At 47.9% G+C, this 13,505-nt stretch carries 11 protein-coding genes; 3 read left to right on the top strand and 8 right to left on the bottom strand.

Features of this window, described 5'->3' with window-relative positions:
• Positions 1 to 265: 265 nt before the first annotated feature.
• From HMPREF9140_RS06710 to HMPREF9140_RS06700, 3 genes are all read left to right on the top strand, one after another.
• Positions 266 to 1,744 (top strand): leucine-rich repeat protein, encoded by a 1,479-nt coding sequence (locus HMPREF9140_RS06710; protein ID WP_006952880.1) that lies wholly within the window; start codon positions 266 to 268, stop codon positions 1,742 to 1,744.
• A 10-nt stretch (positions 1,745 to 1,754) separates the two neighbouring features.
• Entirely contained in the window at positions 1,755 to 1,952 is a 198-nt protein-coding gene (locus tag HMPREF9140_RS06705) for a hypothetical protein (RefSeq protein WP_018571856.1), read from the top strand.
• A 323-nt stretch (positions 1,953 to 2,275) separates the two neighbouring features.
• Entirely contained in the window at positions 2,276 to 2,677 is a 402-nt protein-coding gene (locus HMPREF9140_RS06700; RefSeq protein WP_006952877.1) for an HU family DNA-binding protein, read from the top strand.
• 365 nt (positions 2,678 to 3,042) lie between these two features.
• Here the strand turns inward: HMPREF9140_RS06700 and HMPREF9140_RS06695 are convergent, their stop codons facing one another.
• From HMPREF9140_RS06695 to HMPREF9140_RS06660, 8 genes are all read right to left on the bottom strand, one after another.
• Positions 3,043 to 4,047, bottom strand: a complete 1,005-nt coding sequence (locus tag HMPREF9140_RS06695; protein WP_006952876.1) for a hypothetical protein — start codon at positions 4,045 to 4,047, stop codon at positions 3,043 to 3,045.
• Between the two features lie 3 nt (positions 4,048 to 4,050).
• Entirely contained in the window at positions 4,051 to 5,418 is a 1,368-nt protein-coding gene (locus tag HMPREF9140_RS06690; RefSeq protein WP_018571857.1) for an MBOAT family O-acyltransferase, read from the bottom strand.
• Between the two features lie 7 nt (positions 5,419 to 5,425).
• The gene (locus tag HMPREF9140_RS06685) at positions 5,426 to 5,665 is read right to left on the bottom strand and encodes an acyl carrier protein (protein WP_006952874.1); all 240 of its coding nucleotides are present in this window, start codon (positions 5,663 to 5,665) and stop codon (positions 5,426 to 5,428) included.
• Positions 5,666 to 5,669: 4 nt separating this feature from the next.
• Positions 5,670 to 7,163 (bottom strand): amino acid adenylation domain-containing protein, encoded by a 1,494-nt coding sequence (locus HMPREF9140_RS06680; protein WP_025073396.1) that lies wholly within the window; start codon positions 7,161 to 7,163, stop codon positions 5,670 to 5,672.
• A 577-nt stretch (positions 7,164 to 7,740) separates the two neighbouring features.
• Entirely contained in the window at positions 7,741 to 8,952 is a 1,212-nt protein-coding gene (locus HMPREF9140_RS06675) for an AGE family epimerase/isomerase (protein ID WP_006952870.1), read from the bottom strand.
• A 4-nt stretch (positions 8,953 to 8,956) separates the two neighbouring features.
• Positions 8,957 to 10,351, bottom strand: coding sequence for an MFS transporter (locus tag HMPREF9140_RS06670; protein WP_006952869.1), 1,395 nt, complete (start codon positions 10,349 to 10,351; stop codon positions 8,957 to 8,959).
• Between the two features lie 128 nt (positions 10,352 to 10,479).
• Positions 10,480 to 11,646, bottom strand: a complete 1,167-nt coding sequence (locus HMPREF9140_RS06665; RefSeq protein WP_006952867.1) for a glycoside hydrolase family 130 protein — start codon at positions 11,644 to 11,646, stop codon at positions 10,480 to 10,482.
• 24 nt (positions 11,647 to 11,670) lie between these two features.
• Positions 11,671 to 12,954: an acetylxylan esterase gene (locus HMPREF9140_RS06660; protein ID WP_018571860.1), complete on the bottom strand. Its 1,284-nt coding sequence runs from the start codon at positions 12,952 to 12,954 to the stop codon at positions 11,671 to 11,673.
• Positions 12,955 to 13,505: the final 551 nt, after the last annotated feature.

Genomic DNA, 13,505 nt, shown 5'->3' with positions numbered 1-13,505 from the left:
TACTACACACACACACACACACACACACACACACACACACACACACACACACACACACACAGGAACCTAGCCTCCAGTAATACAAAATTTTCTTTTGCTTACGCGCGCGCGAAGCGTGTCGTAAACTCAATAAACAATAGGACTCCAGCGAGTTTTGTTGTTCGATTTGTTGTGCCTTGTTTTCAGAATTTATCGATGGGAATAAGGTTTCTATAAGCATTGATTTTTAAGGATAATATATAGCACATAACAAAAAACAGTTAAGATGAAAAGATTGGTATTTATTTTTATTGGTTTGGTGGCTTTGCTAGGAGCAAAGGCACAAATAGTAACGACGTTTGATGCAGATGCAAACGGCATTCAATGGATAGGACAACGATGGAATCCTAGTGATAATAATGTTGCTATAACAGGTTGTGCAACTTCTGCCGCCGATTTAAGGGGGAAAGTTGTTATTCCTGCAACTGTAACCTCTGGAGGAAAAACTTATAATGTAACTCAATTACAAGAGCGCAGCGGTAACGGATTCCCGCAACCGGGAGGATACTCGACCCCATGGGATGATACAACCCCACACGATGGTTTGTTTGGATATTCTAACGTAACAGAAATTGAGCTGTCTGAAGGATTAGAAGAAATAGTTGGACCTTTCTTCGGAAGAATGAGCAGGATAAAAGAGATTCGAATACCAGCAAGCGTAAAAGTACTTTGGGCAACGAATTTCTATCATTGCGACAGTTTGAGAAGGGTTATAGTATCTCCTAATTCGCAATTATATTTAGACGGCGACGTCGGCCCGTTTGCTTTTAATTCCCAATTAGAGTATGTAGACTTAGGCGATGCGAATTTAACTTTTATCGATGTCGGCATGATGTCGTATGCGGATGCGCACACGCTTTTCTATTTTAGAAATGAATGCTATCTGGACGAAATAGATAGAGGAACATATGGGACTCGCCCTAGAGACGTAAACGTTGTAAACAGTACAACCAAAACCTGCAAAAACTTTATTGTTTACGATGGCAATGACTATTTTATTCCGCATGCCTTCACGGCCGAAAAGGCAAGCTACGACAGAGTTTTCAGCGGTACGAGCAGTAAAACCCTGTACTTGCCCTATCCTACAGACTTACCAACCGGTATGGTAGCCTACAAGCTTGTAAACAAAGACGGAGCTTCACCGCAAGCCCCGGGCTACGATCACTCTTTCGTGTTCCGCGCCCTGCCATCGGGCACACGTTTAGAAGCCTATCATCCCTATCTGGTATGCGTAACCGACGGAGCTCCGCATACATTGCCCGAGATGCACAACGTAGAGATTGGAGTAACTCCCGACATACAAACAACCGGTCAACCCGCAACATCCAGTCCCAGTACATGGATATTCATGGGTACAACAGAAAAAATTGAGAACCGCACAGCATCCAACCTTAACGCCTACAATATAAAGGACAACGTTTGGTATAAAATCGATAAGAGCGTATCAAGCGGACATGTAGCCCCTTTCCGTGCTTTCGTAAGAGGAATCAATGGAGCGTCGCTCGCAAAATACTTTGCACTCGTATTGGAAGACGACGAAAACACACCCACCGCCATTGAAAACATTTCAGAAACAGAAAACGCCATCAAAAGCGGCAAATACCCCATCTACACAATCGACGGAAAAAACGCAGGCAATGATTATAGCATCCTAAAAAGCGGAGAAATCTATATCGTCAATGGTAAAAAGTTCTACAAATTCTAATTCACGCCCAATGAAAGAAAAGTCATATATTTGCCCACGCATAATAGTTATTAAAATCGAAAGCGAAGGACTGCTGGAACTCTCGCTTGGCGTAAGCGGAAATAACTATGCAACTACAGGAGGCGACGCTAAACAAGATATTTTTGAGGACGAAGATTCCGGTTGGGACGAAGAAGAACAACCACATCCATCAATTAATAACTGGTAGGCAACAAGCCCTAAAATAAGGAGATACGAGCGATGAAAAAAATGCATACGGTTCCCCGTAAATTTCTATACGTATTGCGTTGCGCGCGCATACGGTTAGCCGTAAATTTCTTCCCGTATAGAAATTTACGGGGAACCGTATAGAAATTTACGGCTAACCGTATGCAATTTCAAGAGCATGCGCAAAGCCCGATTTCAGGACTCGGAAACAACTAAAAACCGAGCCGCATGAAAGGCAAAAAACAACCCGACAAAAACGGCTCGCCATTAAGACAGCCAAAGAGAGATAATAATTGTTTTTTTAATATTTAAAACTTTAAACACATGAAAATAAAGCTCGTAAAGCGGAAGAATCCGCAAAACAAAGCAGAAGAAAAGCATTATGCCAGTCCGGTGAACGCCGGGCGGAAAACAATGCGCGACATCGCACAAGACGTCGCCGGGCGCTCATCGCTAACGCGCGGAGACATCGAGAACGTTATCTTTAACTTCCTCGACCGCCTGCCGGCCTACCTCACAGATGGATTCAGCGTACAACTCGGCGAACTCGGTACGCTCCGACTGTCTCTATCGTCGAAAGGCTCGGCAGACGAGAAAACATTCGACGTCGAAACCATCAAACCGCACGTTGTCCTCACACCCGGCGTCGAGTTCAAAGACAAACTGCGCAAAATCTCCTACGAACGCGTCAAAGAAAAGAAAGAGGAAAAGAAACCAAATCCCTGACGCACCAACATCTCCCTGAATAAAAGATACACCGATATCTTTAAACAAGAAACACTGCGAGGCGGAGCAACACCCATCAACGGGGAAGCTCCGCCTCGCTACAATATATTGAACCGCCTGAAACAGCGCGTTACCTTGTTCTTTCCTGCTTTCCTATGAGAAATATTGAGTACTCAGTCGGCCTCGAGGCCATATCTGCATGCCGACCGTATGATATATCCTGGATTGTAGACCCAAATATTCATCCCATCCTGACAGACAGAGCTTACAGACACAACGCCTGCCCCTATATGCGGCATGTCGACCGCGTGGAAATCTTTTTGATTTATAAAAAGGAGCGCATGTAAAGTTGTGAAGACTTATCGCTAAATGTGGGCACGATATAAATCGTGAAGGATGAGACGACCAACGCTGTTGCGATAGTGAGCCGGGTCGGAGAAATAATGATAATCGGTGAAAGCAATATGCGCGCGGTCAGAGTAGTCGACAACGTTGTATTGCCCGAAGATTTTTTTCAGTAGTTCAATATCAGTATGATTCACAGCACCAGTTTTATAGGCTGGGCCTATGGCTATTTTGAGGTTGGTGTGGTGTTTATCGCATATTCGTTTGATGCGGAGAAGGCAAGCCAGTTGGGCGTGAAATATAACGGGCTTCTGCTCTGTGAAAACGTAATTCTCAGCGCGTGCTGATAGCCATTCGGGCGTCTGCCAGAAACGTTCGCCTTGTTTATGGATGAGCGGCTCGGCATAGGGTATGGCGTCGTTGGTGAAACGGGTGCGCATACGGCCATGGTTGTTTATAACGCCATTCATATCGTCTGTGTAACGGTGGGTGAATCGATAGCGCAGATATTTTTTGAGGAATTTTAGTGCAAAGAAAGCCTGAAGGTGGGTTGTTTGATAAGCTATCCAGCTTTGGCCGCTTACTTCGGGTGGTACGGAATAGGTTGCACCTTTTTGTGGAAGACCTCGCGAAAGGAAATCAACTTCGCCTACGATGAGAAGGTTCCTGATTTTTTGTCCGGGCTGACGGTCGAGAGCTTCGAGTTTAAGGCACATGTCGGCCAGTCCCTCGGCATTACCGAAGAATCTAAACGGACTGCCATTGATATATTGCAGCCAGTCGGCGGTGTTAAAAGCTTTGGTACACGACGAGCCCATGATGAATGAATCGTAGTGACGGATGTGGCGAAACATTTTGTATTTTTTCCATCCAACTGTTCCCTCTGATTGCATAACGATGGGCGAGTCGTAGTCGTTGTAGTTTCGGATTACCATGAAAGGGTCAACCCAAACATAAAAAGCTATAACCAGGGCAAAGGGTAAGGCAAGGAGAATTGTTTTAAGATAGAATGCGAGTATCTTCATTTGTTAGAATTGTGTGTAGATAAAGTTTTCAACTCCGAAAGCACCAAAAGCAAAGAGAATGGTTGCAAAAACGAAATAGGCAGCCCATCTTACAAGAGGATTGGCACGGCGCAGTCTGTCGATAAGTGAGTGTTGACTTTCGGCCCATTCGGCGGCGAACATCAGAACGACGGCAATGCCGAACACAATCCAATAAAAATCGGTTAGGCCGAGTTTTAGCTCTTTTATGCCGGTTGTGAATCCATCGAATAAGTGACTGTATACATAGAACACTTCACGTGTATTTTCGAGTCGGAAGAATAGCAGTGATAATGCGAAGAGTACGTAGGTTCGGATTGTCATTAATGGGGCGTATATCTTTGGAGCTTTCTTTTGGAACCATTCGTGTTGTCGAGCGGTTGCCTGTTCGAAAACCACAAGTAGGCCTTGGAATAATCCGTAGGCGGCAAAGGCTATTCCGGCTCCGTGCCACACACCTATAACGATGAAAGTGACGAGCAGCGATAGTCTGATTCCCCATACTCCGTGTTGACGAAGCGAGGCCGAGAGAGGTGTGAAGACATAATCACGTACCCAAAAGGAGAGCGACATGTGCCAGCGTCGCCACAGTTCGGTAGTGGATTGTGATGTAAAAGGCCGATTGAAGTTAGGCGACAGACGAAAGCCGAACATCTGCCCGATTCCTATTGCCATGAGAGTATAGCCGGCGAAATCAGCGTAGAGTTGAATGGGATAGAGCATAGTTACCTGGAGCAGTTGCATGGAAGTTGCGTTGTGCACATCAACGAATACTCCATCGAGGGAAGGAGCAATCCGATCGGCAATCATCAGTTTCATGAAAGCTCCGCCAGCCAGAGTCATGAGTCCGCGGACGGTTTGTTCGTAGTTGAACATACGGGCCTTTTTGATTTGCGGTAGCAGTTGGTCGGCACGTTCGATAGGACCCGATAGAAATTTCATGAAGAGTAACATGTAAAGGGCGAAGTCTGGGAGGCTATTTTCGGGTTCTTCCTCCCAATATATTTCGATGAGATAAGCCAACGCCTGGAAGGTGTAGAACGATATGCCGAGCGGAAACACGCCGACAGCATATCGTGCCGCTATCCACACAGCAATGAGCAGGGCTATGGAACCCCATAATATAAAAGGTGCACTGCGCCGATTGATTTTCCTAGCAAGTAATCTACCGGCATAGAAGCTGAAAAGAGTTATGCCGACGGCAAAAGCCAGGTGAACCAGGCTGTTATAACCTATGAACGCTGCACTTGCCATGAGCAACAAGGCTCGTTGCCAACGGCGGTTCGGAAAGAGATAGTAGAGCACGAATACTACTACCAATCCGGCAGCGAAAGGCAGAGAAACAAATTCCACGATACGGTTATGCTATCTTCTTGAGAATGGTATCGCAGAGTTCTCCCACATTGGCGAGCTTCACGATTTCGCGCATCTTGAAATGGATATCGTAGTGTTTTTCTATTTCGCCGATTAGCATGAGGTTGGTCATTGAATCCCATCCATCAACATCCTTTGCACTCATGTCGTAGGTAAGGGTAAGTTTGTTGTTTAGAACGCGCCTGAAAATGTCGTTTAACTGCTGGAGGATTTCTTCTTTGGTCATTGGATTATATGTTTTTGATGATGTTCGATATTCTTTGTTTATCAATTTTTCCGCTTGTATTCATAGGGAAGACTGGGATGAAGTTCATTTCGGCGGGCAACATATAGGTGGGCAGGAATTGTTTGAGATGTTCGGAGAGTGCGACACGGAGATTGTCGTCGTCGGTTCGCTCCACGACCAGATGAATCTTTAAACCATGCAACGGATGTTCCATTGCTATTGCAACCACGGCAGTATTGTCGACGAAGAAGCGGCGAGCCACGCACTCAATTTCGCTTAGCTCAATGCGGAAGCCCTGAATCTTTATCTGCGAATCAGTTCTACCGTAGTAGTTTATGTCACCGTCTAGGTCGATGTCGCAGATATCGCCCGTGCGATAGAAACGCTTACCATCAAGATTGAAAAATGATATGTTGTTTTTCTGCTCGTCGTGCCAATAACCCGGCGTAAGTTGTTCGCCAGCCAAACATAGTTCACCTTTCCTTCCTGTTGGCAGTGGTACTAGGTCTTCATCTACTATGACTGCTTCCGTACCAGGCATAACCCTCCCTATACTTATTATTCCGTTGGCTTGCTTATTTTTACCTTCGCGTCGATAGCAATAATCGGTGCAATAGATAGTGTTCTCCGTTGGCCCGTAGACATTGTGAATTTCAGCCTTCGTGGCGCACTCACTCCAAGCTTTGAGATCGTCAGCCGGTAATCCTTCTCCGGCGAAGAGCGACAGCCGCAGCTCTGGGAGATTAAGCTCATTCATATAGGGGCGTAGATAATGAATAACCGATGGCACCATCATTGTGAACGTGAGTTTTTGTTCATCAAGTAGTTCGAATACGGCCTGATATTTAATCTTCTTGGGTGACACTGTGTAGGTACATGCTCCGGCGAGTGCGGGTAGCAGAAAGGATTGAACGGAAAGGTCGAAAGTGAGGTCGAACATTTGCAAGCAGCGATCGTTTTCGTTGAGTATGAAGCCAGTTCGCCGAACCGATTCAACGAATGCTGCTAGATTATGCCGCGTCACAGGTACGCCTTTCGGTCGGCCTGTACTACCCGATGTGAAAAGAATGTAAGCTGGCATATCGTCGGCACACATTGTTACAGGTTTCATCGGCTCTGATTCAATGGGCAGATTCTGTAGGCAGATAACTCTTCGATTGCCATATTGAGCACCTTCCTCCGAGTCGATAATTGTTTCGATACCCATCTGACAGATTATGTTTTCGCACCTTTGTTTGGGTTGTAGCGGATGCAGGGGTATGTAGCATTTACCCTCCATCCATATGGCGAGAATCGAAGCATAGGTGAGAAGATTGTCGTGTGCTGCCAGTGCAATATATTGTTCAGGAACTTCGTGAAGTGTTTTTCTAATTCTGGTCACGGCAGCGGTAAGTTCATTATAGGTTGAATACTGTTCTTGAATAAAAAACGCATTGCGCTCTCCATGACACGTCATGGAGAGCTGCAATGGTTCTATCACACAATCATAAAAACTCATTTTGTAGATTAAATTTAGCGCGGACTGTTCCATCAGCGCCGGAGTCTCCTTATTGTTTCCATCAGCTAAACACTATCTGTCTTGATTATTGCCTGTACGAAAATAGGGTTTAACGTTTTTTTGAATCATGGAATACTGTTTGGCAGGGAAATGGGGTAGGAGGCAGATACTAACTTCACTTGGGTTCGATGTAGGATAAAGGGAATACATCTGCCACCTGATGAGGGCGACTAAAGGATGTGAAAATCTCGCTCGCGCTTTTAAGTCGCGAGCGAGATTTCATTGTCCTTTACAGTGCTTCATGTACTGTTGTGTATAATGAATCATACAAACGTGTATAATAAGTTATACAAATGTGTATAATGAGTTATATAAACGTAAAATTACCACTACTCAATTTGTTTGCTCTACGGTATTTGGGAACGCTTCGTTTTTTTCACTACGAGGGAAGGTACTGTATGGGCCTGATAAGTTAGGGTATGATTGGAATTTTGTACTGTTTTTATCCTTTCAATGTGGCCCGAAATGCATGAGTGGTAGCGTTGTTTTTCGTTTGCACAGCACGAAAAGAGGCCTGCTATATGTTGCGTTCCATGATTTCGATACACATCCGGGCGTTATGATAGGGGCATTTCCAGAAACCGGCTTTGTCGCCTTCGCGGTCGAGTGTGCCGTTAGCGAGTATGGCCCAGTGCCATTCTCCGTGTTCGCGGTCGATGAGTTTTTGTCTGATGAATTCCCAGCAGCGGATGGCGTCGCCCAGAGCACGAGCATCGCCGAAATGTTCGTATAGGTTGGCGTGTCCAATTACGCTTTCGCATTGCACCCACCATTGGCGTTGTTTATCGGCATAACCGGTGTTGGTGTTGAGTTCGTATATCATACTGCCGTCTTGTTGCAATCCTTCGTCGGCCGCCTTGGCAATTTTTTGGATGATTGGCTCGATACGTTTCAGTTCGGTGGGGTCGGCCAGCACGAGTGCGCTTTCGTGGAGTAGCCAACTGGCTTCGATGTCGTGCCCGAATGATTGTAGATTGCGTTTGCTTTTCCATTGTTGGTTGAAAAAGAGGTCTAGATGTCCGGTGTCGGGATTGAGGATTCTATTGGTGAACAACTCAAGCAAATTTCTCACGGCCTGTTCCACTTCGTGTTCTATTTGTTCGAGGATTGCGTTTTTTGTCCAGCTGCGAAGTGTTCTTAGCAGATTGGTGTAGGGTTCGATAATGTGCAGGTGGGTGTTCATGGTTCGTTCGAGATTCTCGTCTTTATCCGACAAGCGCATGTCGGCAATAGGTTGCCAGTCCTGGGTGAGAGCTTCGATATATCCGCCGTCAGCTTGTCGAGCGTGGTTTTCGATATCGTGGAAGAGTTCGATTGCTTTGGTCAGCGTTTCATTGTCGCCGGTTGCACGTGCATATTCGCTTAGTGCGTAGACTGCGAATCCGATGGCGTAGGTTTGCTTTTTCGTATCGAGTGGCATGCCTTTATAGTCGACGCTCCAAAAGACTCCACCGTGTTTGCGGTCGAGGAATTTCTCAAGGAAATAATCGCGTGCTCGTTGAGCGGCTGCGAGATATTCTGGTTTGCCCAGCACGCGATATGCGGCTGCGAAAGCCCATAGGATTCGGGCGTTCATCACTGCTCCTTTTTCGGCTTCGGGATGAACGATGTTGTGTCCGTCGATACGTCCGTAGTAGCCTCCGTTTTGCTGGTCGGTTACTTGTTCAATCCAATATTTCAGGATGTTCTCTTCGAGGCATTTTCTAAACTGTTTTTTCAATTGTTCCATGGGTTTAATTGGTTTGTCTGATTCGTTTAAGTTCGTTGTTTATGTTATTTATTTTCTTGGTTGTGAGCGGATAGAAATAAACCACCACCATTGCTAGCAGTGCTACTCCGGCCGGAATAAAACTCATTAGCATGCGCAGCGTGTCGAGTGCTTCGGCAGGCTGAACTACGTCTCCCTTTGTCAGCACGGCGGGGTCGGAAATATATCCCACGCCGGCCAGCAGCCACATCACTGCCGAACCACCGAGCGCGCCACCGAACTTCTGCGCCATTGAGCTGGAAGAGAAGATAAGTCCTGTTGATGCGGTTCGGAATTTCAGTTCGGCATAGTCGGAAACGTCGGCATACATGCTCCAAACGAGCGGGCTCATTATTCCTGTGAGAATCGATATTACAATCTGTATGACCAGCATCGCCCAATATCCACCAGGGGTTGAGGGAATAAAGAAGAATGCTATGCTGAACACCACCAGGGCGGCATTTACCAGGATGAAAGTGGTTTTCTTGCCCAGTTTGCTGGCAATCGGCACGGTTATAGCCACGCCTAGCATATTGCTCACTTCGCCTACGCCAAGGAACAGTCCGGCATAGAAGGCGATTTGTGTTGCGAAGAATACGAGCGATGCGTTTGACCCGATGATGTCGGCAAAGAAATAGGCCACTGTTGAGCCGCGAACCGTGTTGAAAAGGTTGAAACAGAGTGCGGCTCCGATGAGCAGCCACCAGGGTTTGTTGCGCAGAAGACTGCTAATGTCGGCCCCCACGCTAACCTTTGATTCGGTTCGCAAATGCTCACGAGTGAGCGTAAAGCACAGCACGAACAGCACTAAACACGCGGCGGCTATGGCTACCATGGCGTAGAACCATCCGCCCGAAGTGCCGTATCCGCCGAATAGATTGGTGAGCGGTTCCCAGCAAAACAGGGCTATGAACGAGCCACCATAGGCAAAGAACATTCGGAAGGATGAGAAAACGGTTTTCTCGTTCGAATCGTCGGTCATAACGCCAAGCATTGCGCCGTAGGGCACATTAATGGCGGTGTAAACGGTCATCATGAGTATGTATGTAACGTAGGCCCACACAAGCTTGGCCCCGTAACCCCAGTCGGGAGTTGTAAACAGCAGCACGCCGGCTATCGAGAAGAAAGGCGCAATCCACAGCAGATAGGGGCGATATTTTCCCCATCGGGTATGTGTTCGGTCGGCTATTATTCCCATCATGGGGTCTGACACGGCGTCCCAAATTCGGGTTATAAGCATCAGCACGCCGGCGTCGACCAAACTGAGGCCGAAGATGTTACTATAAAAGAACGGAAGATAGTATGAGAATATCTTCCAGAACATGCTCGACGACATGTCGCCGAATCCGTATCCGATTTTTTCTATCAGTTTCGATTTCATCATTGGTTTTGTTTTTGATTTACTGGCTGCCGACCGAACCCTTGTCTCCACCATCGCCAATTCGGGCGGTAGGCCGCGGTAGGGACAGACAGGACAGACACGGGGCTACCGCCATAATTAGGGCGTACTTATCCCAACGCCCTATTCCGGGCTATCAACTTCTTTATTGTTTCAACCGATGCGGCAGTGGTAAGACCGTCTTCGGGCGTGTTAAGACAATAATCCGTGAGACGCGCAATGCTCGACTCGGCAACGTGCATTCGGGTGTCGGAAGAGGCGTAATAGATTAGCACTCTATCATCCGTGTCGGCAATCCAACCGTTTGAGAACACAACGTTCATTACGTCGCCCACATATTCTTCGCCCTTGGGAACCATGAAATATCCGCCCGGCTGAGCGATGACGCGCGTAGGGTCGTCGAGAGCTGTCATATATAGATATAGCACATAACGCAATCCGCTAGCGCAGGCCCTAACGCCGTGGGCCAGATGTAGCCATCCCTGGGGAGTCTTGATGGGGTGGGGGCCCTCGCCGTTTTTCACCTCCATGATGGTGTGATAGTGGCGCGGATTGATTATTTGCTCGTCGGTTATCTCGGCGTGTTCGATGTCGCTAACCGTAGCCCAGCCTATTCCGCCGCCCGAACCGGTGTCGATGAATCCGTCTTGCGGACGGGTATAGAAGGCGTACTTGCCGCCTACAAACTCGGGGTGCAGAACAACATTGCGCTGCTGCGAACGACTTTTAAGGTCGGGCAACCGCTGCCAGTCTACAAAATTCTTGGTTCGGGCAATACCGGCTGTTGCGGTGGCAGCCGATAGGTTGGCGGGCTGCGAATCGTCGTGTCGTTCGGCGCAGAACACGCCGTAAATCCACCCGTCTTCGTGGGCTGTGAGACGCATGTCGTAAACGTTCGTGGCCGGAATCGTATCCTCCGGCAACGTGATGGGTTCGGGCCAGAATCGGAAGTTGTCCACACCGTTCGGGCTCTCGGCTACGGCGAAGAAACTTTTGCGGTCGGCACCCTCGACGCGCACAACCAGAAGGTAGCGACCGTTCCACTTCATGGCTCCGCTGTTGAGCGTGGCGTTCATCATGATGCGCTGCATAAGGAAGGGATTTGTGTCGGGATTGAAATCGTATCGCCATTCGAGTGGCGTGTGTTCGGCCGTGAGTATGGGATTTTCGTAACGGGTGAATATTCCGTTGTCCCACTCTTCGGGGCGATTTGGCCGCGCGATTAACTCTTCGTGCCGGGTGCGCAGGGCCTTGACTCTTTCTTTGAAATCTTGCATAATCTTTATTCGTTGGGTTAATCCTTATAATCCCAGATGTTTTTTAATCCATGATTGCCATTCGTCCCATTGTTCCTGGAGCCAGAAGTGCCCCGTGGTTGGGTATACCGACAAGGTTTTCGTGCCGGGGTAGATGTTATAAACTCCGTAGCTCGAGGTGGGTGGAACGGCCTCGTCGTTGTAGCCGAACGAGAACCATGCGGGTTGTTTGCAGCGGCGGGCAAAGTTTACTCCGTCGTAGTATCGTGCTCCTTCGATTCGTGCCTTCACGAGCGGCGAATCTTTCTGTCCGATGAAATAGTGGGGCCATCCGCCGGCCACGCCGTGCAGTTCGGCTTCATAGTCGCACATAGCGTCGTGAACGGCTGCGAGGAATGTAACTCTGTCATCGAGCGCCGCTGTGGCGAGGGATAGGAATCCGCCTTGCGATGCGCCTGTCACGCCGAGCACGCGATGGTTCCACTTCGGCAGCTGGGCAATGAAATCGACCGCCCGGACGGCTCCCGTAATCACGCGTTTATAGTAATTGCGTTCGGGTTCGTCGAGATTCACGGCCCAGTAGTTGTCGAGCGCACCGCCTCGGAGGAGGTCGTAAACTTTCTGTTCCATCGTAACGGGAATGCCGTGTATTCCAATCTCCAGAACGATGCATCGACCCGGTGCCGTGTAGGTATCGCCCGAATATGGCCGCACGCCCGCTCCGGGCACACGCAATAGGGCTGGATATTCGCCGGTTTGCTTCGGAACGGTTAGAATACCGTAGATTCTCGACTCGGGAGTATTGTTTACGAAGCTCACTTCGAACACATCGTCAAGTTCGGTCGACCGTTCGGGCAGAAGTCTCATCCGCGGGTCGAGATTGTTTTTCCGAGCCTCCTGGAGTGCCCGCTTCCAAAAGGTGTCGAAATCGACCGGATTCTGCGCGAAAGGCCTAATCTGTTCGGGCGAGAAGCCAACGGTGCATATACCCGAATATTTGCGTCCGTCGATATGCGTCGTAGCTTTCAGTCTATAGAATCCCGGTTCTTTCAGTTGCGCTTTCCACTTCGTCGAGCCGTCTTTCAGCACCATTTGTTTGTGCGTATCGGCAAATAGTTCCTTTCCCGCTTCGAGTTCCACTTTCGCCCCTCGGAGCGGCACTCCGTTTCGCTGAACGGTTAGCGTCATTTCTGCCGTTTCACCGGTTCGATAATTCCAATCCATTCTGTCGGGCACGATATTCACCTCTACGGCTCGACCTCTGATTTGCGCCATAGTAGGAAGCACGGCAGCCAGTAGGAGGATGCTCGTCAATGTACGTTTGTTCATCGTTCTATCTTGTTTATTTCTAGGAATATTCACATCGGCAAAGATACTCGGCGTCTCCTTCAAAAGCATAATACTTTTTTTGCGGATGCTAGGCCTAACGCTTCAACCTTTTAGTGTGTCCGACCACGGTGGAATGGGAGATTCATTCGCGATTCGCCCGGGCGACATGCTTTTCGACTGAGAGGGAATGAAAATTCGTCCGAAATTCCACTGCGCCGACGGCAATGCGCTGAAGAAATGAGGAAAAACATTCAAGTTCGGCCGGTATCTACAGGAGAGAGTCTTCGAAATAGGCTATTTTACACAGTCTCTGTAAACTCTTTGTGTGAAATAGTCTCTGACACACAGTCTCTGTAAACTTTTTGTGTGAAATAGGCTATTTTACACAGTCTCTGTAAACTCTTTGTGTGAAATAGTCTCTGTTACACGCTTTCTTTAAACTCTTTGTGTGAAATAGTCTCTATCACACGCTTTCTTTAAACTCTTTGTGTGAAATAGTCTCTGTCACACACTCTCCGTAAGTTCTTTGTGTGAAATAGTCTCTGTCACAC

The organism is Prevotella micans F0438 (assembly GCF_000243035.1).
Lineage (GTDB): Bacteria > Bacteroidota > Bacteroidia > Bacteroidales > Bacteroidaceae > Prevotella > Prevotella micans.
Note: the sequence above shows the minus strand (reverse complement) of the source record. Positions and strands in the feature narration are given on the sequence as shown.